Annotated in this window: 20 protein-coding genes; 5 read left to right on the forward strand and 15 right to left on the reverse strand. The window is 61.8% G+C overall.

Annotation, left to right across the window (positions count from 1 at the left end):
• Positions 1–95 precede the first annotated feature (95 nt).
• A complete protein-coding gene (locus AC1RTB_RS06005; RefSeq protein WP_492876341.1) occupies positions 96–1160 on the reverse strand; it encodes an ABC transporter substrate-binding protein in 1065 nt (354 codons plus the stop codon).
• Between the two features lie 124 nt (positions 1161–1284).
• Here AC1RTB_RS06005 and AC1RTB_RS06010 point away from each other — a divergent pair, with 124 nt between their 5' ends.
• Positions 1285–1959, forward strand: a complete 675-nt coding sequence (locus AC1RTB_RS06010; protein WP_492875640.1) for a response regulator — start codon at positions 1285–1287, stop codon at positions 1957–1959.
• Entirely contained in the window at positions 1959–3344 is a 1386-nt protein-coding gene (locus AC1RTB_RS06015; protein ID WP_492875642.1) for a sensor histidine kinase, read from the forward strand. The genes AC1RTB_RS06010 and AC1RTB_RS06015 overlap by 1 nt, the downstream gene beginning before the upstream one ends.
• Positions 3345–3721: 377 nt before the next feature.
• Here AC1RTB_RS06015 and trmB read toward each other — a convergent pair whose 3' ends face one another.
• From trmB to AC1RTB_RS06085, 14 genes are all read right to left on the reverse strand, one after another.
• Positions 3722–4423 carry a tRNA (guanine(46)-N(7))-methyltransferase TrmB gene (trmB, locus tag AC1RTB_RS06020; protein ID WP_492875644.1) on the reverse strand — a complete coding sequence of 234 codons (702 nt, stop codon included), beginning with the start codon at positions 4421–4423 and terminating at the stop codon, positions 3722–3724.
• A 16-nt stretch (positions 4424–4439) separates the two neighbouring features.
• The gene (gene metK / locus AC1RTB_RS06025) at positions 4440–5747 is read right to left on the reverse strand and encodes a methionine adenosyltransferase (RefSeq protein ID WP_492875645.1); all 1308 of its coding nucleotides are present in this window, start codon (positions 5745–5747) and stop codon (positions 4440–4442) included.
• Positions 5748–5950: 203 nt separating this feature from the next.
• Positions 5951–6370 (reverse strand): helix-turn-helix domain-containing protein, encoded by a 420-nt coding sequence (locus AC1RTB_RS06030; protein WP_476785574.1) that lies wholly within the window; start codon positions 6368–6370, stop codon positions 5951–5953.
• A 141-nt stretch (positions 6371–6511) separates the two neighbouring features.
• Positions 6512–8104, reverse strand: coding sequence for an apolipoprotein N-acyltransferase (lnt, locus tag AC1RTB_RS06035; RefSeq protein ID WP_492875648.1), 1593 nt, complete (start codon positions 8102–8104; stop codon positions 6512–6514).
• An 88-nt stretch (positions 8105–8192) separates the two neighbouring features.
• The gene (locus AC1RTB_RS06040) at positions 8193–9266 is read right to left on the reverse strand and encodes a hemolysin family protein (protein WP_476788957.1); all 1074 of its coding nucleotides are present in this window, start codon (positions 9264–9266) and stop codon (positions 8193–8195) included.
• Positions 9267–9292: 26 nt separating this feature from the next.
• Positions 9293–9805: an rRNA maturation RNase YbeY gene (gene ybeY, locus AC1RTB_RS06045; protein ID WP_492875650.1), complete on the reverse strand. Its 513-nt coding sequence runs from the start codon at positions 9803–9805 to the stop codon at positions 9293–9295.
• A 17-nt stretch (positions 9806–9822) separates the two neighbouring features.
• Complete coding sequence (locus tag AC1RTB_RS06050) at positions 9823–10815, reverse strand: PhoH family protein (RefSeq protein ID WP_492876343.1); 993 nt, start codon at positions 10813–10815, stop codon at positions 9823–9825.
• A gap of 74 nt (positions 10816–10889) precedes the next feature.
• Entirely contained in the window at positions 10890–12299 is a 1410-nt protein-coding gene (gene miaB, locus AC1RTB_RS06055) for a tRNA (N6-isopentenyl adenosine(37)-C2)-methylthiotransferase MiaB (RefSeq protein WP_492875652.1), read from the reverse strand.
• Between the two features lie 42 nt (positions 12300–12341).
• A complete protein-coding gene (gene olsA / locus AC1RTB_RS06060; RefSeq protein ID WP_492875654.1) occupies positions 12342–13148 on the reverse strand; it encodes a lyso-ornithine lipid O-acyltransferase in 807 nt (268 codons plus the stop codon).
• 36 nt (positions 13149–13184) lie between these two features.
• Positions 13185–13673, reverse strand: a complete 489-nt coding sequence (locus AC1RTB_RS06065; protein WP_492875655.1) for a GNAT family N-acetyltransferase — start codon at positions 13671–13673, stop codon at positions 13185–13187.
• Positions 13670–14353: a tRNA (adenosine(37)-N6)-threonylcarbamoyltransferase complex dimerization subunit type 1 TsaB gene (gene tsaB, locus AC1RTB_RS06070; RefSeq protein ID WP_492875657.1), complete on the reverse strand. Its 684-nt coding sequence runs from the start codon at positions 14351–14353 to the stop codon at positions 13670–13672. Before tsaB ends, AC1RTB_RS06065 begins: the two co-directional genes overlap by 4 nt.
• Positions 14354–14616: 263 nt before the next feature.
• Positions 14617–16791, reverse strand: coding sequence for a malate synthase G (locus AC1RTB_RS06075; RefSeq protein WP_492875659.1), 2175 nt, complete (start codon positions 16789–16791; stop codon positions 14617–14619).
• A gap of 148 nt (positions 16792–16939) precedes the next feature.
• Entirely contained in the window at positions 16940–18955 is a 2016-nt protein-coding gene (locus AC1RTB_RS06080; protein WP_492875661.1) for a hydantoinase/oxoprolinase N-terminal domain-containing protein, read from the reverse strand.
• A gap of 429 nt (positions 18956–19384) precedes the next feature.
• Positions 19385–19564 carry a hypothetical protein gene (locus tag AC1RTB_RS06085; RefSeq protein WP_492875662.1) on the reverse strand — a complete coding sequence of 60 codons (180 nt, stop codon included), beginning with the start codon at positions 19562–19564 and terminating at the stop codon, positions 19385–19387.
• Positions 19565–19711: 147 nt separating this feature from the next.
• On the opposite strand from AC1RTB_RS06085, the gene AC1RTB_RS06090 reads away from it, so the two are divergent.
• From AC1RTB_RS06090 to AC1RTB_RS06100, 3 genes are all read left to right on the forward strand, one after another.
• On the forward strand, positions 19712–20182 hold the full coding sequence (locus AC1RTB_RS06090; protein ID WP_492875663.1) for a hypothetical protein: 471 nt from the start codon (positions 19712–19714) through the stop codon (positions 20180–20182).
• Positions 20183–20301: 119 nt separating this feature from the next.
• Positions 20302–20973 carry a hypothetical protein gene (locus tag AC1RTB_RS06095; protein WP_492875665.1) on the forward strand — a complete coding sequence of 224 codons (672 nt, stop codon included), beginning with the start codon at positions 20302–20304 and terminating at the stop codon, positions 20971–20973.
• A gap of 307 nt (positions 20974–21280) precedes the next feature.
• The gene (locus AC1RTB_RS06100) at positions 21281–22741 is read left to right on the forward strand and encodes a P-loop ATPase, Sll1717 family (RefSeq protein ID WP_492875667.1); all 1461 of its coding nucleotides are present in this window, start codon (positions 21281–21283) and stop codon (positions 22739–22741) included.
• The last annotated feature ends 205 nt before the right edge of the window (positions 22742–22946 follow it).

Below are 22946 nucleotides of genomic sequence, written 5' to 3' on the forward strand. Positions count from 1 at the left end.
GCCTCGCCGCCTCCAACGGGTGGGCCAAAACTTCCCTATCGCAGCAACCTGACATCAGACTGACACCGACGCAACAGCTTGGGAACATCGTACAATCAGGGGCTGCGCAGCGCCTCGTTCCAGCGTTCGATGAGGCGCGTGCGCTTGACCTGGTCGAGATAGACCATCAGCCCCGGACTGACCGGCACCGGGCGCAATTGCCCGCCCAGCACCTCCTGCATCCTGTTGGCGGTATTCTCGCCCGAGACATCAGGATTGACGGCTGCGATCTGCAACTCGCGCGCCATCACCGTCTGGCCCTCGGCCGACATGAAATATTCGAGATAGCGGCGCCCGAGATCGGGAGACTTGGCCGCGGCCGGCACAAGACCGATGCGCGACATCACCACTGTATAATCCTTGGGCAGCACGATGCCGACATTGGGGTTTCTGGCCGCCCAATCGGCGGCGTAGGAGCCCAGGATATTGTAGCCGAGCACGAAGCGGCCATCGGCGATGCGTTCGAGGATCGCCCCGCTTGTCGAATAGAGTTTTACGCCCGCCGCGCCCATCGAGCGGATGACCGACCAGATGTCGGGATATTGCTCCTGGTCGCGCGCCATGAACATGAAGCCGACGCCGGAGCGCTCGATATCGTAGGTGGCGATGCGGCCATAGACCTTGTCGCCCTGGGCCTTGAGGAAATCGACGAACTGGCCGCGTGTGGCGGGTGGCGGCGCGTCCTTGAAGCTTGGCTTGTGATAGACGAACACCGCCGGCTCGAAGGTCAGCGCGTAGGCTGTGTCGCGCCAGTTGGCCCAGCGCGGCCAGCGGTCGGACAGCGGCAGCCGGCTTTCCTGGGCGTAACCGTCATTGGCGAGCTTGACCTGAAGGTCCATGGCCGAGGAAAAGGCGATGTCGGCGGTGCCCTTGCCGGCTTCGGTCTCGGCGACGACACGATCGTAGATATCGGTCGTCAAGAGATCCTCGTAGCGCACGGCGACATCAGGATTGGCTTTCTGGAAGCCGTCGATCATCGGCTTGGCCAAGGGCGCGTCGAGCGAGGAATAAACGACAAGCGTGCGGGCATCCGCAGCGCCGTCGAGCGCTGGAAAGACGGTGACCTCGGCCCAGGCGGGCGATGAAAGGCAAACAAGTGCGGTTAAAATGGCAAGACGCATGATCTTGACCATGCAACAGCCAAGCGAGCGGCACAACGGCGAAGCGCTGAAGATGCGTGCAGGGGCTCTGGACCTTTGCCTATCGAATGGGCATCGTCACAAAGGGCGGCAAGGGAGAATTCGGTTGCGCATTCTGGTGGTGGAGGACAATGCGACGCTGGCCGGGGGGCTGGCAGCGGTGCTCAAGGGCAGCGGTTACGCCGTCGACGTGGTCGGTGACGGCGCGTCGGCTGTGGCGGTGCTCGCCACCGAACGCTTCGACCTCGTCATCCTCGACCTCAACCTGCCCGAAATGGACGGGCTCGACGTGCTGCGCACCATGCGCGGGCGCCAGCATGACGCTGCCGTGCTGATCCTGTCGGCCAGGCATTCGCTCGACGAGCGGGTCAAAGGGCTCGACCTCGGTGCTGACGACTATATGGTCAAGCCGTTCGATGTCGGCGAGCTGGAAGCGCGCGTGCGCACGCTGCTGCGCCGCCGCGCCGGGCTCAAGGCGGCGACCGTCGCTTTCGGCGAGGTGTCACTCGACCTCAACACGCGCAGCTTTTCCTCGAACGGCGCTGCCATCGACATTCCGGCACGCGAACTCGCGCTACTCGAAACGCTGTTCATGCGCGCCGGCAAGGTCGTCGCCAAGCAGGCGATCATCGAATCGCTCGCCGGCTTCGACGAGGATTTGAGCGCCAACGCCATCGAGCAATATGTCAGCCGCCTGCGCAAACGGCTTGCGCCTTACGGCCTGACGGTGCGGACCGCGCGCGGCATCGGCTATTATCTCGAAAAGCTGCCAAGCCCCTGATGGCCCGAGCCAAACCCTATTCGCTACGCAGTCGGCTGCTGCTGTGGCTTTTGGTGCCGCTGGTCACCATCGGCCTGATCGCGCTCGCCGACACCTATCGCGAGGCTGTCGATACGGCGAATGCCGTCTCCGACCGCGTGCTGGCAGGCTCTGCCCTGGCGATCGCCGAGCGCGTGGTGGTGGCCGAGGATGGCGCGCTGGAAGTCGACATCCCCTATGTCGCGCTCGAAATGCTGACCTCGGCGGCACAGGACCGCGTCTTTTACCGCGTCGACGGTCCCCAGGGGTTCATCACCGGATATCAGAACCTGCCTGTGATCCAGGGGCTCGACCAGGAGGAAAGCGGCTATGTCGACGCGAATTTCCGTGGCGAACCGATCCGGCTGAGCTCGCTCTCACGTGCGGCCTCGACGGGCGCGACCTCGATACCTTTCGTCGTCACCATCGCCGAAACGACCATTGCCCGCACGCAGCTGGCGCAAACGATCCTTTTGCGCTCGGCGCTCAGGCTCGCCATCCTGATCGGCAGTGCGGCGGCCATCGTCTGGCTCGCCGTCACCTTTTCGCTCAGGCCGCTCTACCGGCTGCGCGACGCGATTGCCGAGCGCAACCCCGACGATCTGCACCCGATCGAACAATCGGTGCCCAAGGAGGTGCGCGGGCTTGTCGACACGGTCAATTCCTTCATGGGGCGGCTTGGCTCGGCATTAGGCGCCATGCGGCATTTTACCGGCAATGCCAGCCACCAGCTGCGCACGCCGCTGACCATCATCCGCACGCAGTTGGCGCTCGCCTCACGTGCGCACTCGCTCGAAGAGGCGCGGCAGGCAGCCCGGATCGGCGACGAGGCGGTGGCCCATGCCGAGCGCGTCATCGCCCAGCTTTTGCTGCTCGCCAAAGTCGACGAGGCGGCGTCGGACAGGCTCAAGAACCTTGGCGCGGTCAACCTGACCGAGCTTGCGCAGGCGCTCACCGCCGATCGCGTCACCCAGGCCCATGCCGCCGGCATCGACCTCGGTTTCGACGGCGAAAAAGCGCTGTTTGTGCGCGGCGAACCGATGCTGCTCAGCGAAATGATCCGCAACCTGATCGAAAACGTGCTTGCCTATGCCGGCAGCGGTGCGGAAGCGACCGTCAAGGTGCTCGAGCAGGGCTCGGACGTGGTGCTGGAGGTCGAAGACACCGGGCCCGGCATCCCCGCCGCCGAGATCAACAACGTGCGCCAGCGTTTCGTGCGCGGGCGAACGGGCGACAAGCCAGGTGCCGGCCTCGGCCTGCCGATCGTGGAAGAGATCGCGGCCCTGTTTGGCGGAAAGCTGGAGCTGTCAGCGGGTGCTGGTGGGCGTGGATTGCGCGTCTGCATCGCCTTTCCGGCGATGGGATGAAGACCGGCAACTGTCTTGGCCAGGCTTGGTGTCTTTCGGTTGCCCTTTCTTCGCTGGTCTACAGCCGTCGCGGCCTGGATTCCCGACACTCTCCGCTCGTTTCACTCGCTCACGAGGTCGGGAATTACGATCTTCATCGGCGGTTTCCGCCAATCGTCGAGGTTGGAGATTTGCTGAAGCGTTCCCTGCAATCCGTCATTCCCGACCTCGTGAGCGAGTGAAACGAGCGGAGAGTGTCGGGAATCTATGCCGTGACGCAAAAGACAATAGCGCCAATCGGGCTCCCCTGCTCCGTCCAGCCCGTCCCTTCGGGGCACCACCCGGCCCTCCGCTACGGCTCCGGGCGTTCGTCGTTGGAAAAGCCAAACGAGTGGCGCCTACACCCGAACAAACGTCAAATACGCCGGGGTGCGGTTTTCACGGATGGCCTTGGCTTCGTAGCGCGTGCGCGTCCAGCCTTCATAGGGCGTGTGCCAGTCGCGGGCGTCAGTCGCCTGCCACTCGAAGGCGGGGTGGGCGCGGCAATGCTGCAGCGTCCAGTTGATGTAGGTGTCGATGTCGGAGGCAAAGCGGAATTTCGCGCCGCTTTTCAGCACGCGGGCAAAGCGGTCGAGATTGAGCGGGCTGACGAAGCGGCGCTTCCAGTGCTTCTTCTTGCGCCACGGATCGGGATAAAGCAGGTCGATGCCGTCGAGCGAAGCCTCCGGCAGCCAGTCGAGCAGTTGAGTGGCGTCTTCGTCATAGAGGCGGATATTGGCGAGCGGGTTTTCGTCGAGCGCCGCCGTCATCTTGGCCATGCCGTTGACGAAGGGCTCGATGCCGATGAAGCCGTCATCAAGATTGTTCGCGGCGATATGGCGAAGGTGCTCGCCGCCGCCGAAGCCGATCTCCAGCCTGACCTTGGACACGTCGGCTTCAAACATCGTGCGAAGGTCGGCAGGGGCGGCCACGCCAAGGTCGATGCCAAGGCGGGCCAGTCCTGTTTCAAGCGCCACCGCCTGATGCGGGCGGATGGCCTTGCCGCGCCGCCGCCCGAAAAAGGCTTCGCTGGTGCGACTGCGGCGCGGTTCCTGTTCCATTGATTCCACGGTCGCCTTAGGCGGCGACCGCATCCTTGATTGCCTTCACCAGGTCGGTCTTTTCCCACGAGAAAGAACCGTCGCGACCAGCCTTGCGGCCGAAATGGCCGTAGGACGAGGTCTTGGCGTAGATCGGCTTGTTGAGGTCGAGGTGACGGCGAATGCCCGACGGCGACAGATCCATGACCTCGCGCAGCACCTTTTCGAGCTGCGCCTCATCGACCTTGCCTGTGTCGTGCAGGTCGACATAGACCGACAGCGGCTGGGCGACGCCGATGGCGTAGGCCAGCTGGATGGTGCAGCGCTCGGCGAGCTTTGCGGCAACCACGTTCTTGGCGAGGTAGCGCGCGGCATAGGCTGCCGAACGGTCGACCTTGGTGGTGTCCTTGCCGGAGAATGCACCGCCGCCATGCGGGGCAGCGCCGCCGTAGGTGTCGACGATGATCTTGCGCCCGGTCAGGCCAGCATCGCCGTCAGGACCGCCGATGACGAACTTGCCGGTCGGGTTGATGTACCAGTTGCAGTCGTTGGCGATCTCGAGGCCGCCAAGCGCTTCGCGGATATAGGGCTCGACGACCTTGCGGACCTTGCCCGAATCCCAGCTGCCGTCGAGGTGCTGGGTCGAAAGCACGATCTGCGTGACTTCGTGGGCCTTGCCGTCCTGATAACGCACGGTGACCTGGCTCTTGGCGTCGGGGCCAAGCTTGCCGGCCTCGCCGTGGCCTTCGTGGCGGGCGGTGGCGAGCAGTTCGAGGATCTTGTGGCTGTAGTAGATCGGCGCCGGCATCAGATCCGGCGTCTCGCGGCAGGCATAACCAAACATGATGCCCTGGTCGCCGGCACCTTCTTCGCCCTGGCGGTCGGAGGCGCTGTCGACGCCCTGGCCGATGTCAGGCGACTGGCCGTGCAGCAGCACGTCGATGCGGGCGGTCTTCCAGTGGAAGCCGGCCTGCTCGTAGCCGATCGCGCGGATGGCCTTGCGGGCCACTGCCTTGAACTTGGACGGATTGACGACCGGATGGCCGGCTGCGTCCTTCACGATCTGGCCGTTCTTGTCTTTCTTGAGCAGCGTGTCGGGCACGCGCACTTCACCGGCGATCACAACGCGGTTGGTGGTTGCCAGAGTTTCACAGGCAACGCGGACCTTCCACGGATCCATGCCGGTTTTTTTGGCTTCACGGTAGACGAGATCGACGATCTCATCGGAAATGCGGTCGCACACCTTGTCAGGGTGGCCTTCGGATACGGACTCGGAAGTGAAGAGATAATTCTGCCGCTGCACGGGATGTCCCCTCTGGAAAGCGATCGGCGCGATACCGATCATTTGGCGCGACACGTGTTAGCGAAGCCTGCCAGACCTCGTCAAGCAGGCTTTCGTCGCGGAATGCTAGTTATGCTAGAGCCGTGGCGGCGGCGCATCGCCGTCGCACTCACGCACCGGCCCGAAAATCGGAACCGATTTTCGGAAAGCAAGATGCGCAGTTTCAAACACTTAGAGCGTCCTTTCGGACGCACGGCGCCTTGGCATTACTGCTCTTCGTCGTCGGCCAGAACCTTGGCCAATTCAATGACCTTGCGCCGAATTTTGGGGTTGGAAATCCGGGCAAAGGCGCGGTTGAGCTGCAGGCCTTCGGCGCTGCTGAGAAAATTGACCACGAAGGAGGTGGAAGAATCTTCCGCCAGTCCCTTGTGATCGATGCCTTCAGCTCCCGGGGCGTCCTCGAAGAAGAAGGCAACCGGAACGCTGAGGATCGAAGCGATTGCCTGAAGGCGACTCGCTCCGACGCGGTTTGTTCCCTTTTCGTATTTCTGGATCTGCTGGAAGGTAATCCCTAGGCTTTCTCCAAGCTTCTCCTGGCTCATTCCCAACATATTGCGTCGCAGGCGAATTCTACCGCCGACGTATACGTCGGTCGGATTTGGTTTTTTCTTGTTTTCTTTTTCCACTGTCTTTCCTCGCCGGATTCTTCCAGCTTATTATTTGGGCAGATCACCCATTTCGGGGCAATTTATAACGCTCGGACATGAACGCCGATTGGCACAGCCTTAGGCTGCGCGGCTGCATATGAGTTTCTAACAATCGCAGTGTCAATTCGCCCTGAGCCTTTGTCTGAGCTTCAAGCCACTTGCCGCAACGGCAATGAGGAACATGATCAGGAAACCGTTAACGCGCGAAAACGGCGTCGAGGCGGCGCCAGTGGCGGCCACCGGAAGCGAGAAATCGATGGTGCCGCGAACATTCATCGCAAGTGCATCCACAACTCGCCCGCTTGGGTCGACAATGCCGGAAATTCCTGTGTTGGCCGCTCGCAGGACCGGCAACCCGTTTTCGACGGCGCGGATCTGCGACTGCCGGAAGTGCTGATAAGGGCCCGGAGTGTCGCCAAACCACGCGTCGTTGGTGACGTTCACCATAATCTGAGTTGACGCGGCGTCAACTGCCACAAGCGGGGGAAAGATTATTTCATAGCAAATGAAGGCGGACGCCTTGAGCCCGCCGGGCAAATCGAGCGGCCTACGGCTGGTGCCGGCGGCGAAATTCATCGGTCCGGCGACAAGTTGAGTGAGCCCAATGCGCTCCATAAGGCCGGCGAAGGGGATATATTCGCCGAAGGGAACAAGGTGAACCTTGTCGACCGCATCGACGATCTCGCCCTTGTCGTTGATGCTGACGACGGAGTTGTAATAGCGGGCTTCCTCAGCGGCACCCGACTGCCCCTCCTCGCGCACAGTGCCAGCCATCAGCATCTGGCCTTCGGTCAGCATATCGCCGATCGCGACCAGCGCATCGGGCCGCTCGGTGAACAGGAACGGCACCGAGGTTTCGGGCCAGACGATCAGATCAGGCTTCTTGGCGCCCGGCTTCGGTGCCTCGGCCGACAGTTGCAGCAAGCTGGCAAAGATGCGGTCGCGGACACGGCCGTCCCACTTTTCGCTGAGATCGATATTGGGCTGGACGATACGGACATTGATCGTACGTCCGGCGGGCGCTGCGGGTGCCGCCAGCCTGTAATAGCCATAGGCGGCGTGGGCGGCGACCAGAACGGCCGCCAGCGAAAAGCCGAGCTTGAGGTTGCGCCGATCGGCAAGCAGCGCGGGCATGGCGAAGACGAAGACGGCCAGCACGTTCATGCCGGTCACGCCAATCACCGCCACGCTCTGCATGAACAGCGGCATCGGCATGGCGGCAAAGCCGAGCGGGTTCCACGGAAAACCGGTGAACAGGAATGTGCGCAGCCATTCGGTCAGGCCGAAGGCAAAGGCGAGTGCTGCGATGCGGCCAATGCCATCGCTCCACAACAGCCGCGCCAGGGCGGCGGCAAAGCCGTAGAAAAAGGCCAGGATCAGCGGAATGCCGACGACGGCGAAGGGCAATGCCCAGGCAAAACTCTCGGCCTCGACAAGAAGCGCGCCGCCGACCCACCACAGCCCGGCGAGGAAATAGCCGAAGCCGAACCACCAGCCGGTGGCGAAGGCCGGCATGAGACGGCGCAGCACGCCAGCGGGCCTGTCTGCGACAGCACCGTCGAGAAGCCAGACCAGAACAGGGAAAGAGACGAAACAGGCGGCGAAAAAATCATATGGCGCCTGGCCCAAGACGGCGAAGGCGCCGGCCACAAAGGCCACCAGCGCCCTTTTCCATCCCCACAGCAGAATTATCCGCCCAGCATGACGCTCCATCCGTGCCCCTCGTCCCAGAATCACGGGTCGAAGGTGTAGCAGCACCGCAAGGCGGCACCAAATGGCGGACCGCCCGGGCAGGCCAGGCTCACGCCTGTTCAGCCTTGGCGCGGCGGCGGCGCTCACTCTTCAAGCTATGGACGATGCGCACACGCTTGACGCGTCGCGGGTCGGCGTCGAGCACGTGGAACTCGAAGCCGGGTATCGCCTGCACCACTTCGCCGCGCGCCGGCACACGGCCGAGCGCGTTGAAGATCATGCCGCCGATGGTATCGACATATTCGCTATGTTCGCCGGGCGAGAATTCCGAGCCAAGGACCTTGGCGACTTCCTCGATCTCGGCCTTGCCGTCGACGACATAAACGCCGTCTCCCGCCTGGGTGATCATCGGCTCGTCGTCGTCGTGCTCGTCTTCGATGTCGCCGACGACCATCTCGACGATGTCTTCGAGCGAAACCAGCCCGTCGGTGCCGCCATATTCGTCGATGACCAGCGCCATCTGGGTGCGCGTCGCCTGCATGCGGGTCATAAGGTCCGACGCCAGCATGGACGGCGGCACGAACAGCACCGTGCGGATGAGGTTCAACTCGCCAATGTTGCGCTTGAGGTCGACCTGCGCGAGGTCGATCTGCACGTCGGTGGGCTGCGCCTTGCGTGCCCTGCCCTTCTTGACGCGCGCCCCACGGGTAATGTGGGCCAGCACGTCGCGGATGTGGACCATGCCGCGCGGATCATCGAGGGTCTCGACATAGACTGGCATGCGCGAATGGCCTGATTGTTCGAACACGACAAGCAGTTCGCCAAGCGTCGTCGAGAGCTCGATCGCCTCGATGTCGGCGCGCGGCACCATGACGTCCTCGACCCTGACTTCGCGGAGCCTGAGGATGTTGTTGAGCATGGCGCGTTCGCCGGGCGAAAACGAATCGGCGTCGCTGCCGGTCGTTTCGGCCAGCGCGTCGACAATTTCCTCACGGATATTGGTGCCATTGCTGCGGTGACGGAATAGCCTGGTCAGCCGCTCAATGAAGGATGGCCGTTCGGCCTGGGGGTCGTGCGTCGCGGGTAACGGCGCACTGCTACTAGGTCCGTCCTCGTTCTGGTCGGAGGCCTTTGCCGCGGTTCCCGTTTCGGGCGTGGCGGCAGTCTCTGTTTTGTCGTTCATCGTCTTCCGGTCGTTGATCGTCCCTGTTACGCGTAGGGATCGGGAATGGCAAGCCTCGCCAGAGCCTGGCGTTCCAAGGCCTCCATCTCCTCGGCCTCTTCGTCGGTCTCGTGATCATACCCCAAAAGATGCAGGAGTCCGTGGATTATGAGGTGGGTGATGTGATTATCGAGCGGCTTTTGTTCAAGCTCGGCCTCGCGCGCCACCGTCTCATAGGCCAAGACAATGTCGCCGAGCATCGGCGGCAGCGGGTCGCCCGGCGCCATGGGGAAGGCCGGAAACGACAAGACATTGGTCGGCTTGTCCTTTTGGCGCCATTCGGCGTTGAGGCTCTGGATGGCGTCGTCGTCAGTGAAAACCAGGCTCAGCTCGACGCCATCGACAATGTCCACCTCGGCCTCGGCCAGGGCGGCAGGCACGGCACGGTCGACCAGCGCCCTCAAAGCTTCTTCGCTCGGCCAAGCGCCTTCCTCGATCATCAGGTCGATGTCGAGGCCGCCCTCCGCGACGGAGGACGCCGGTGTTTTCTTGTCAGGCATGACCAAACCGTTCCCGATCAACCCTCGGTGCCAAGGCCGCGCGCGACCTTGCCGTCGCGGTCATAGGCCCGGACGATCTCGGCGACGAGCGGGTGGCGGACCACGTCGGTGTCGTTGAAGCGCACCGTCACGGCACCTGGCACACCGTCGAGGATACGCAAAGCTTCGACCAGGCCCGACTTAGTGTTGGGCGGCAAGTCGATCTGGGTCGGGTCGCCGGTAACGATCATGCGCGACCCCTCGCCGAGACGCGTCAGGAACATCTTCATCTGCATCGAGGTGGTGTTCTGCGCCTCGTCGAGGATGACGGCGGCATGCGCCAAAGTGCGTCCGCGCATGAAGGCGAGCGGCGCGATCTCGATGACTTCCGCGGCAATGGCGCGCTCGACCTTGTCGGCGGGCATCATGTCATAGAGCGCGTCATAGAGCGGGCGCAGATAGGGATCGACCTTTTCCTTCATGTCGCCGGGCAAAAAGCCCAGGCGTTCGCCCGCTTCCACCGCCGGGCGCGACAGGATGATGCGCTCGACCATGCCGCGTTCGAGCAGCATGGCGGCATGCGCCACCGCAAGATAGGTCTTGCCGGTGCCGGCCGGGCCGATGCCGAACACCAGTTCGGACCGCTCCAGCGCGCGCATATAGGCGTCCTGGTTGAGCGAACGGGCATAGATGGTGCGCTTGCGCGTCGAAATCTGGGCTGCGGCCATCTTGCCCTTGCGCTCCAGCGTCGGCAGCGTCAGCTGGTCGTCGGGCGCAACCGCCATGCGCACGGCGCCGTCTACGTCGGACTGAGCCACTTCGCCGCCTTTCTGCAGGATGGCATAAAGATGATCGAGTGCGCGGCGCGCCTGTTCGGCTGACGTGGCGCTGCCCTTGATGGTCAGCTGGTTGCCGCGCGAACGAATGTCGACGCCGAGTTTCTGTTCGAGACGGGCCAGGTTCTCGTCGAACTGGCCATAAAGCGCACTGGCTAGCTTGTTGTTGTCGAAGGTCAGTACGATGTGCGCCATGTCAGACGCCCCGGAGGGCAGGTTCTTGAGTTCAGCAGCGCTCAACCGTCTCTCCTCATCTGCCGTACGGCCCATCAGACCGTTTCGGCGAACAGGCTGTTGGTGCCTGTCTTCGTGATTCGCACATTGATAATGTCACCGATTTCGCCGGCCTTTTCATCAACAATAACCGGCTGCAGCCAAGGTGAGCGTCCGACGATCTGTCCGGGCTCGCGGCCGGGCTTTTCGATCAGCGTCGAAATTGTCTGTCCGACCAGCCCGTCGGCGAAGGCATGCTGCTGCCGGGTGATCAGCTGCTGCAGCCTTTGCAGCCGCTCGTCCTTGACGTTTTCCTCGACATGACCGTCCATCTCCGCACCAGGCGTTCCCGGACGCGGCGAATATTTGAACGAATAGGCCGAGGCGTAATTGGTGGCGCGCACGATCTCCATCGTAGCCTCGAAATCGTCATCCGTCTCGCCCGGAAAACCGACGATGAAATCGCCAGACATGGCGATATCGGGACGCGCGGTGCGGATGCGCTCGATCAGCTTGAGATAATCGGCGGCGGTATGTCGGCGGTTCATTGCCTTGAGGATACGGTCCGAGCCCGACTGCACCGGCAGATGCAGGTAAGGCATCAGCGCGCCGAGATCGCGGTGAGCCGCGATCAGCTCATCGTCCATGTCGCGCGGATGGCTGGTGGTGTAGCGCAGCCTGGCAATGCCGGGGATTTCGGCGAGACGATAAAGCAGTCGCCCAAGCCCCCATTCCGTGCCGTCCGCACCCTCGCCATGCCAGGCATTGACGTTCTGGCCCAGCAGCGTGACTTCGCGCACGCCGGCCTCGGCCAGCCGTTCGGCCTCGGTGACGATCTGGGCGACCGAGCGCGACACTTCCGAGCCCCTGGTATAAGGCACCACGCAGAAGGTGCAGAACTTGTCGCAACCTTCCTGCACGGTCAGGAATGCGGTGACGCCGCGCCTGGCGACCTCGGACTTGCGCGGCTGCGGCAGGTGCTCGAACTTGTCTTCAAGCGAATATTCGGTTTCGACGACCTTCTGGCCGCCGCGTGCCCTGCGTACGACTTCCGGCAAGCGGTGATAGGTCTGCGGCCCAACGACCAGATCGACGGCCGAAGCGCGGCGAAGGATTTCGCGGCCTTCGGCCTGGGCGACACAGCCGGTGACGCCGACAATCAATTCGCGGCCACTCTCCGCCCGCTCGGCCTTGAGTTTGCCCAGGCGGCCTAGCTGCGAATAGACCTTTTCGGCCGCCTTCTCGCGGATATGGCAGGTGTTGAGCAAAATCAGGTCGGCGTCGTCGATGGTCTCGGTCGCGGCATAGCCGTCGGCAGCGAGCGCATCGCTCATGCGCTGCGAGTCGTAGACATTCATCTGGCAGCCATAGGTCTTGATGAAGACCTTCTTGGCCGCGCCACTTGCGGTCGAGGCCAGCTCCGCTGAGCTTGCCGGGACTATGGTAGAGATATCGTCGAGTTCCATGCGGCGCCTCATAGCGCCTTTCCAAGGCAAAAAACAGCCAGTTTAGGCCTGGCGCGCCGGCACCGGCGGCGCGAGCGATTGCAGCATCATTTCACGCACGCGCTCTTCCATCAGCCGGGTCGCTTCCTTGCGGCTCGACTTGGCCGAAAAATCGATCGGTTCGCCGAAGCGGATTTCGACGTCGAGCCCGCCTTCGGCCAGCAACTGTTTGATATGCGGCACCAGATCCATGTCGCCGATCCAGCTGGCGATCGGACGATGCTGGCGGCCGAGCGGAATGCCATGGATGCGGGTATAGGCGATCGACACCGGCTGGATGACGACATGCTCGGCCGCCCCTTCGGCAATCGCCATCGAGGCCGCGCCAAACAGCGTGCTTTTGAAAGGCAGCAAAAGATTGCCGTCACCGGTGCTGCCTTCGGCAAACAGCACCACGGCGTTGCCTGCGGCGAGACGCTGGGCGATCTCGCTGGCCTGGTCGCCAGACTTGCGCTTGCGTTCGCGCTCGATGAACACGGTGCGCTGCAGCCGCGACAGAAAGCCGAAGATCGGCCAGCCATTCAGTTCCGACTTGGCGATGAAGGTGACATCGACAAGCGAGCCGAGCGCCATGATGTCGGTCCAGGAGATGTGGTTGGATGCGATCATCAACGGCCGGGTCTCGACCATCTTGCCGACCATGCGCACACGCATGCCGAGCGCCTGCAACATGACGCGGTGCCAGATCTTCAGGATCACGGTTTCCGGCCACAGGCCGGTCTTCATCGAGATCACCTGCAGCGGCACAAGCACCAGCGAGGCCGCAACCATCCAAGAGAGCGCGAGCCCTGTACGGATCTTTCCGATCATATAGCGCTCAATGCCCTTTTTTAACTGGGCTTCTGGCTAACGAAGATCGAGCCGCATGACAAGCGCACCGGTCGCCCCTTGCGCCGACTGGTAATAATTCGGGCGCTTGCCGACCTCATGGAAACCGAATTTGCGATAGAGCCCGATTGCCGGCGCGTTGGTCTCGTCGACTTCGAGAAACAGCGCTTCGGCGCGCTGCGCATGCAGTTCGCGCAGCACGGCATCCATCAGCCGCCAGCCCAGGCCGTGGCGGCGATGCGAACGCGAAACCGCAATGGTCAGGATTTCCGCCTCGCCCGCCGCCAGCCGCGCCAGCACGAATGCGAGCGGAGCCTCGTTGCCATGGCCGGTCTCGCGCACAGCAAAACCGAAGACCGTGTCCTGCTCAAGCAAGGACGAAAACTCGTCGCCGGACCACGGGCGGACAAAATCCTCGCGATGAAGTGGTGCCAATGCTGGGCTATCATCAAGCGACAGAGGCTGGAGCGCATAGTCGCGGCGCAGCGGCCAGAACGGCAGTTTCATTTCTGTTCCCTCGGCAACACGAAGCCGGCCTGCGGCTTGGCATCCGGCGCGCGGAGATAGACCGGTTTTGGCCTTTCGCCCGGCTCCTTGCCGGCAGCAAGGCGCGCATAGGTGCCGATGTCGGCAGTCGCAAGCATCGGACCGAAGGCGAACGCCTTGTCGACCACGACCGCATCCGCGACCAGCCGAGCAGCGGTGCCGGCCAATGCCGTCGGCCCGGAGGCTGCGATCTCGGCGGCCTCGGCCAAGCTCAGAACCGCCGGTTCGCGCAAGGCGAGGCCATTCTCATCATAAAGAGCCGCATGGATTTCCTCGCGGCCCGCGTCGAGTGCTGCGAGCACGGTCCTTGGACCGAGCGCATCGCGCGTTTCGGCAGCAAGCGCTTCCAGTGTCGTGACGCCAACCGCCGGGATTTTCAGCGCCAGCGAAAAGCCACGTGCGGCTGAGACGCCGACACGCACGCCGGTGAACGAGCCGGGACCGGTGGAAACGGCGATCAGGCCGAGGTCTGGATAAGCGACGCCAGCCTTTGTGAGCGCTTCTTCCACCACGCCCATCAGGTGCTCGGCATGGCCCTTGCCAAGATCGCGCACGCAGCGGCCGAGCTCCCTGGCAGCGCCCGTGTCGTAGACGCTGGCGGCGCACAGGCTTGCGGCACAATCGATGGCGAGGAGGATCATGGCAAGGGCCTAGCGGGTCTTGAGAAATGGGGGCGCTCTACGTCGCCCCCCTCTGGCCTGCCGGCCATCTCCCCCTCAAGGGGGGAGATTACCCAAGCCCACTGATTTCGCCTGCCACGAACGCCGAAGGATGGGCGCAGCAGTCCCAGCTGCTGATCTCCCCCCTTGAGGGGGAGATGGCCGGCAGGCCAGAGGGGGGTGGGACGGAACTCGATCATGAATGTCAGACTATCACGTCCTACCAAGCAATTGGCACTGCAGGCTTATCCCCGCGCCTGCGCCTTGAGCTCGAGCCTGCGCTTGTGGAGCACCGGCTCGGTGTAGCCATTGGGCTGGGCGCGGCCTTCAAAGACCAGGTCGCAGGCGGCGCGGAAGGCGATCGACTGGTCGAAGTCGGGCGCCATCGGGCGATAGAGCGGATCGCCGACATTCTGGCGGTCGACGATGGCCGCCATGCGCTGCAGCGAATCCATCACCTGGATATGCGAGCAGACATCGTGGCGCAGCCAGTTGGCGATGTGCTGGGAGGAGATACGCAGCGTGGCGCGGTCTTCCATCAGCCCGACGTCGTTGATGTCTGGCACCTTCGAGCAGCCCACGCCCTGGTCGATCCAGCGCACGACATAACCCAGAATCCCCTGCGCGTTGTTATCGAGCTCGCGCTGGATCTCATCAGGCGTCCAGTTGGGGCGCACAACCACAGGCACCGACAAGATGTCGTCGAGGCGCGCCTTGGGCCGGGATTTGAGCTCGGCCTGCACCTGGTGCACGTCGACCTTGTGGTAGTGGGTGGCATGCAGCGTCGCCGCCGTCGGCGACGGCACCCAGGCGGTGTTGGCGCCGGCGCGTGGGTGGGCGATCTTCTGCTCCAGCATCGCTGCCATCAGGTCGGGCATCGCCCACATGCCCTTGCCGATCTGGGCATGGCCTGAGAGACCGCATTCCAACCCGGTGTCGACGTTCCAGGCCTCGTAGGCGGAAATCCACGGTGCCTGCTTCATGTCGCCCTTGCGCACCATGGGGCCGGCTTCCATCGAGGTATGGATCTCGTCGCCGGTGCGGTCGAGGAAGCCGGTGTTGATGAACACCACACGTTCCTTGGCGGCGCGGATGCACTCCTTGAGGTTGATGGTGGTGCGCCGCTCCTCGTCCATGATGCCCATCTTGATGGTCTTGCGCGGCATGCCGACAAGGCGCTCGACCCGGTCGAATATCTCGACGGCGAAGGCGACTTCCTCGGGACCATGCATCTTCGGCTTGACGACATACATCGAGCCGGCGCGGGAGTTCATGCGGCGGCCATTGGCACCGACATCGTGCAGGGCGATCAAGGCGGTGAGCGCCGCATCCATGATGCCTTCGGGCACCTCGTTACCGTCGCGATCGAGGATCGCCGGATTGGTCATCAGGTGGCCGACATTGCGCACCAGCATCAAGGAACGGCCGGGCAAGGTAACGACACCGCCATCGGGGCCAGTGTAGCTGCGGTCGCCATTCAGCTTGCGGGTGACCGGCTTGCCGCCCTTGTCGAAGGTCTCGGACAGATCGCCGCGCATCAGGCCCAGCCAGTTGCGGTAGACCACAACCTTGTCTTCGGCATCGACAGCCGCGACCGAATCCTCGCAGTCCTGGATGGTGGTCAGAGCGGACTCCAACACCATGTCGGAGATGCCGGCGGGATCGGTCTTGCCGATCGCGCTGTCGCGGTCGATCACCACCTCGACATGCAGGCCGTTCTTCACCAGCACCACCGCATCGGGATTCTTTTCCCCGGCACCGCGATAACCGACGAATTGCGCCCCATCGCGCAGCTCAACCGCGCCGGATGCCGCCGTCAGCACCAGCTTGCCAGCGTCCACCACAAGCCCGGTCACATCGGCCCAACTGCCCTCAGCCAACGGTGCAGACTGATCCAGAAACGCCTTGGCCCAGGCGATGACCTTTTGGCCGCGCTTCGGATTGTAGCCCTTGCCCTTCTCCGCGCCATCGGCATCCGAAATCGCATCGGTGCCGTAGAGCGCATCGTAGAGCGAACCCCAGCGCGCATTGGCGGCGTTCAGGGCATAACGCGCATTCATCACAGGCACCACCAGCTGCGGGCCGGCGACGGTGGCGATCTCGGCATCGACATTGTCGGTGGTGACGGCAAAGGCCGGGCCTTCGGGCACGAGATAGCCGATCTCAGTCAGAAACGCCTTGTAGGCGGCCATGTCATGCGGGGCGCCATGTTTGCGGTACCAGGCGTCGAGCTTGAGCTGGAAATCGTCGCGCTTTTCCAGAAGCGCCCGGTTCTTCGGACCAAGATCATGGACGATCTCGGCAAAGCCCGACCAGAATTTCTCGGCATCGACCCCAGTCCCAGGCAAAGCCTCCGAAACAACAAAGTCGTGGAGTTCGCGAGAAACGCGAAGGCCGAAAAGCTCAACGAGGTCGGTCATAAAACAAGCTCCAGAATTCCGGGGCCGCTGGGGCGGTCAAAACAAGGTTTTGGGGCGTTTGACACGCAAAGCGCGCAGGGTCAATTCGTCGAATGTGCAAGGCAGCATTTGGCTTGCCGCCTATCGCTGCTGCGAATCGATTTAGCCGTCAAACCGCTATGCGAGGCCGGCCTGCGGCAATCGCCACGACATGCGCCTCGATGAACATGCGCTGGCCCTCGACCGTCGACACGTTTATCTCGGTTGCGATCTCGACTTCGGCCGTATCGGTGCCGGCGTCGCCGGCGCGAACGGCCACGATGGCGCGCGCCTCGGCCTCGGCCGCAGCCATCGCCGTTTCCTCGTCCATGAAGTCGCGCAGGATCTCGCCGACCGACAGCCGGAACAGCCCTTCCTTGGGCTGGCTGACACGCGCCTCGGCCGTCACGCGAACCTGTCCGACCACGGCACCGAGCGCGTTGGCGACGTCGGTATCCTCAGGCACCACGCATTCATTGCCGACAAGCTGCGGCAGGCCGGCATAATGCAGCGGCGCCGAGGCACCGAGACCGATGACCGGGCGGTCGAGCGCGACCGACAGCCGGGCGATGCCTGCGTGGCCATCGACAGCGCGCTGGACCAGCGCATGCGCGACTGTCGCAGCACCATCGAGCCCGTCTTCGGCAAATGCCGTTTCCAAGATGACTTCAGCCGAGATGCGGGTGAGCGTCGCCAGCACGCGTTCGGACAATGCTTCGGGGGTCGCTGCGATCGGCTGGCCGCGTCCGTCGCGCTTGCGGGCAAAAAGCTCGGCACCCAGGCGCGCTGATGTCTCGTCCCAATTGGCCTGCCTGCCCAGCACATGGGCTGCGTCGGAGGGGGTGAAGCCGCAGACATGGACCAGCCCGCGCGACACCAGGCGGTTGAGCGTGGCGCTCTGGGCGTTGGAGGTCAAAAGCCGGTCGATGGGCAGTGGTGTGGCCGTGATCGTGTCGTAGAGCTTTGCCTCCGGCGGCGTCAGGCCAGCTTCCAGATGTTCCGGCACGCCCGTGCGGACCGCGAAACGTCCGTCCATGCGGCCCGGATTGGGCGCGCGCAGCTGGCGTTCCAGCTCACTCGTCACCGCCTCGCCATGCATCATGCCAGCAAGCGCCAGCGGCACCAGCCGGCGCGGCCCAAGCGACATTTTGGGCTTCAGCCCGCCCTCCTCCAGCGAAACTTCCGAATCGCCGCCGAGACCGAAGGTGCGCATCGCGACCGCCTCGACCATGGTGCGGAAACCACCGACGGTGGCGCCCTCGGGGTCGAGCCGGGGGCGGCCATGGTCGAGCACGGCGACGTCGGTGGTGGTGCCGCCAATGTCGGAAACAACCGCATTGTCGAGCCCGGTCATGTAGCGGGCGCCGACGAGGCTGGCAGCCGGGCCGGACAGAATGGTCTCGATCGGGCGCTGGCGGGCGAACGCGGCCGAGACCAGCGCGCCGTCGCCACGCACCACCATCAGCGGCGCCTTGATCTTGCGTTGCTCCAGGAAGCCCTCGGTTGCGGCAACAAGGCGATCGATCATCGAGATCAGGCGGGCGTTGAGCAGCGTCGTCAGCGCCCGGCGCGGGCCGCCGAGCTTGGCCGACAGCTCGTGACTTGCCGTCACCGGCAGGCCGGTCTTTTGCCGGATCAGGTCGCGCGCGGCGATCTCATGCGCAGGGTTGCGGGTGGCGAAATAGGCGCAGACGGCAAAGCCCGAGACGGATTTTGCCAGTTCCGGCAATGCTGCCTCAAGCCCGTCCAGTTCGAGCGCGCGGGCGTTGCCGTGGACATCATGGCCGCCAGCGCATAGCACCAGCGGGTCGGTGCCCAGTGCTGTCTTGAGGCCGTCGCGGGCAAGGTCGGCCTCGGAAAAGCCGATCATGACCAGCGCCACCCGCCCGCCCTGGCCCTCGACCAGGGCGTTGGTGGCAAGCGTCGTCGACATCGACACCAGCTTGATCGCGGCGGGGTCGACATGGGCCTTTTCCAGCACCGCGTCGACAGCGCCCGAAATGCCAACGGCGAGATCGTGGCGGGTGGTCAGCGCCTTGGCCTTGGCGGCGACGCCGTGATCCTCGGACCACAAAACGGCGTCGGTGTAGGTGCCGCCGGTGTCGATGCCGAGGAACAAGGGCTGCGGGCGGGATCTGGCGTTCATTCGCTGGCGGTCCGGGGCTTTTTTCCAACTGCCCCGCTCTAGCCGATATGGGCGGCAAAGGGAAACCAGCCAGCGCGGGCTATCGACCGGGTCAGATTTCGCCGCGCACTGCCGTTCCGACAGGGTTTCGTGGGAGGAACAGGGCGGGATTTCCACTGACGATGGTGACAGGGGGTGACAGCCAATCGCTTAGGCTGAGTTCCGTCGCACCCCCCTCTGTCCTGCCGGGCATCTCCCCCACAAGGAGGGAGATCACGCCTTCCTCGGCTAACCGCATACGTTCAAAGAGAATTTCGTACTGTACCTCAGGAAATGACGCGAGGCCGACGCGACCAATCTCCCTCCTTGTGGGGGAGATGCCCGGCAGGGCAGAGGGGGGTGCGACAGAACGCGACCTTAAAAAGAAACTTCGCAACCGTGGAGACCCGCTCAGCCCTGCGAAATCTGCCGGTCCTGCTCGACCGTCAGCGGGGTGACACCTGCCGGCAGCGGCTCGACGTCCGGCTGCCCGATCATCGGCGGGACAGCAACCGAAACCGGCGGCACCGGCCGGGGGCTGGCGCAGGCTGGAAGAGCCGCAAGGGCAACAAGGAGGGCCAGGAATTTCATGGGGCCGGCGTTAGGGGGAAGGTGTGGCGTTATCGCGGCGGCAGATGAGCCTGCTGATGGGGTCAGGTCAAGCCACCCCTGACAACTCCTGACAGTAAGCTGTCAGGAGGGGTAGACTATCCTCAGGGAAACCAAGAGGAGGATGACATGAGTGGCTTTGACGATTTCGACTTTGTGATCGGCGACTGGACGGTGACCAACGAGCGCCTGCGCGAGCGGCTGGTGGGCTCGAACGCATGGGAGACGTTCTCGGCCTTTTCGCACGCCGAAAAGGTGATGCAGGCGCCTGACGGGACTTTTGGCGGGCACATCGACCAGATGGCGGTGCCCGAGCGCGGCTTCACCGGCATGACGCTCAGGCTCTACGATCCCGAGACAAAGCTGTGGTCGATCTACTGGAGCGACACAAGGAGCCACCGGCTGTTCCCGGCGATGGTGGGCAAGTTCGAAAACGGTCGCGGCGAGTTTTTTGGCGACGACGTCGAGGGCGGCCAGAAGGTGCTGGTTCGGTTTCTCTGGCTGCCCGGCACCAGCCCGCGGTGGGAACAGGCGATGTCGGTCGATGGCGGCGAGACGTGGGAAGTTAATTGGGTGATGCGGTTTGAGAGGAGAAGGTAAAACGCTTCACCTACATGGTACCAAATGTATTCGCAAATATCAGAAGCTTTCTATTTCGATCCGAATCAGGCGAGATATGTTTTCGTTGAAATTTTTCTTCGCCTGTTGAGGATCGTTCGATGTCGTTGGAACGGGTTCATTTGAGGAAGCTACTGACCATTTTCTATCTACCGAAAGCACAACGCATCGCCGCGCTGCGCAGTGACATAAGAGATAGCATCAAGAAGGCTAACGGCATCAAATCCAGTGGCGGCGATTTTCACGTGCCGTTCTGGACTGATGCCAAGCTCCACGCCGCTGGCAGCGGCGATCTAACTTCGCTAACGCAGCGCCGCATTGCTGCCAACAAGAGAAGCCGTTGGCGACTTTATCCTCCGTTGGCCGAAGGCTTTCTGACATGGTGGAACGAGAAACGGCGCTGGATCAATGAGCCATTTCAGATCCTGGACCAGAGCGTCAAAGCGCAGTTTACGGTGGAATCGCTCGGATGCGTCGCGAAGGTAGAGAATCTCTTATCGGTTCATATCGGGGACAGCTCCCACAGGTTGGTTTACCCCTATTTTAGCGAAGAGCCGGAACTCTCCGAGGAGGCGGCTCGTATCGGCATATGGCTGCTAGGCCGGGCATTGCCCCAGTTCGATGTGGCAAGCTTCCGAATACTTGATGTTTTGCGAAGCGAGTCTTTTGGGACTCTGGACTGCCCTTTAAAGGGAGACGAGGAGGAGCTTTTCCTTAGAGAATACAGGCTGCTTTTGGACGAGTGGCAGACGCTTCGTAAAGATTACCTTTAAGTCCGTTTTGGAGTTCGCTTTGAGGCAGACCGACTTCGTCGGGGAAATCCCTCATCCGATCCAGCGGGCGATGCGCGTGCGCATCATTTGTGCGCCTGGCCGAAGCCGCCGCTGGGAACAGGCGATGTCGGCGTCCGCCGGGAAGATGTGGGAGCTGAATTGGGTGATGCGGTTTGGGAGGCGAGGCGAATATACCTAGCGTGCACTGCTTTGAGCTATCGACTCAGTCTTCACCAAATTTGCAATTTTATAACCTTCGACGTTTTATCCAAAATTGAAGCAATTTTTTCTTGTATTGGGGTTGGCTATGTCCGTCAAAGAAGTCTTGTCTAAAATCAAATTGGGAAAATCCGTCGCCGAGTTTGACGAAAATCTAGAGGACTATTTTGTTGAAACGGACACGTTTCGTTCCATCATGAATGGCGAGCACGACATCGTAGCTGGCGACAAGGGGACAGGAAAGACGGCTATCTATCGCATGCTCGCTATGAATTTCCGCTCGTATTCGGCCTTTGAAGGCGTCGAACTACTGGCAGCATTCAACCCGCAAGGGAACCCGATATTTCAACGCCTCGGCCAGATACCGGACCAATCTGAAGGACAATATCGCACGCTATGGAAAGCTTATTTCTTTTCATTGGCAGGCAACTGGATGATTGATATTTACGGCGACTCTCATACCCCTCAAATTTCCGAACTAAACAGCCTTTTGGAACGAACTGGCCTCAAAAATCCGGATCCATCCCCCTCTGCAATATTTCAGACTATTGTTGATCTATTTGGAAAAATCCGAAAGCTTTCTTCCGCAGAAATGTCCGGTTCGGTATCCGAGTATGGGCTACCAGTAGTATCAGCCAAGGCTGAGTTCAATGGAGAGGCAAGCGCCACCTCTGTAATTTACTCAGATCAATTTCTTAAGGTCCTTAATGACGCCCTTTCGTCATGCGAAATTAAGTTGTGGATATTACTTGATCGATTAGATGAAGCATTCCAAGACTTCAAGGACGTTGAAGTACCAGCGCTACGGGCTCTTTTTAGAACCTATCTTGATATGGCTGATCTTGATAAGATTCGACTAAAATTATTTGTGCGAAAAGATCTTTTACGAAAGATTACCAGCGGCGGATTCGTAAATCTGACGCATATAAACTCAAAGAAAATAGAGATCGTCTGGGATGAAGATGATCTTATGAATATGCTTTGCCGCCGAATCCGGAAAAGCTCAGATTTTATATCTGATGTTGGCGCTATCTCTAGCAATGATCGCGACCTTTTCTACAAGCTCTTCCCTGAACAAGTAGATAGCGGCTCAAGAAAGCCAGAGACGTGGACTTGGATGATGTCCAGAATCAGAGATGGGAATAATGTTCGTCCTCCACGCAATCTAATTGACCTGATGTTGAATGCCTTGCAAGCACAATTTCGGAGAGAAGAACGCGATGGACGAGAATACCCTGAAGGTAAACCGTTGATAGAGCCAGACTCTTTGAAGCGAGCGCAGAAGCAACTGAGCAGCGACCGTGTTCAAGACACCTTGTTCGCCGAAGCCGGCAATGATCTGGTCGATGCTTTGGAACGCTTCCGCGATCAGAAGGCGGAACATTCGAAGCATACTATTGCCGCCCTCCTAGGGTGCGATGAGAGTGAAGCAACGGTTCGAATCAGGTCTCTAGTTGATCTGGGATTCTTGGAAGAAACTAGCGCAAGCTACAAGATCCCGATGCTATATCGTGAAGGCCTGAATATTACACAAGGTAAGGCCTTGTGATTCTTGTTAGCATAGAGGCGAATGCGCTTCAGTAGCCCTCACGGTGAGCCTGTCAAAACCACGCGGGTGCATGGCGTCGCTAGTTTTTGGCTGCCCCAAAACCCGTGGTTCGACCGTTCGACAAGCTCACGGCTCACCATGTGGTTTTGGGGCCCGACTCTCAGTTCTCCACCCTCATAGACAAACCCCAATCCTTCCGCTCTAC

It is taken from the genome of Aminobacter sp. GW821-FHT11F06 (assembly GCF_058808215.1).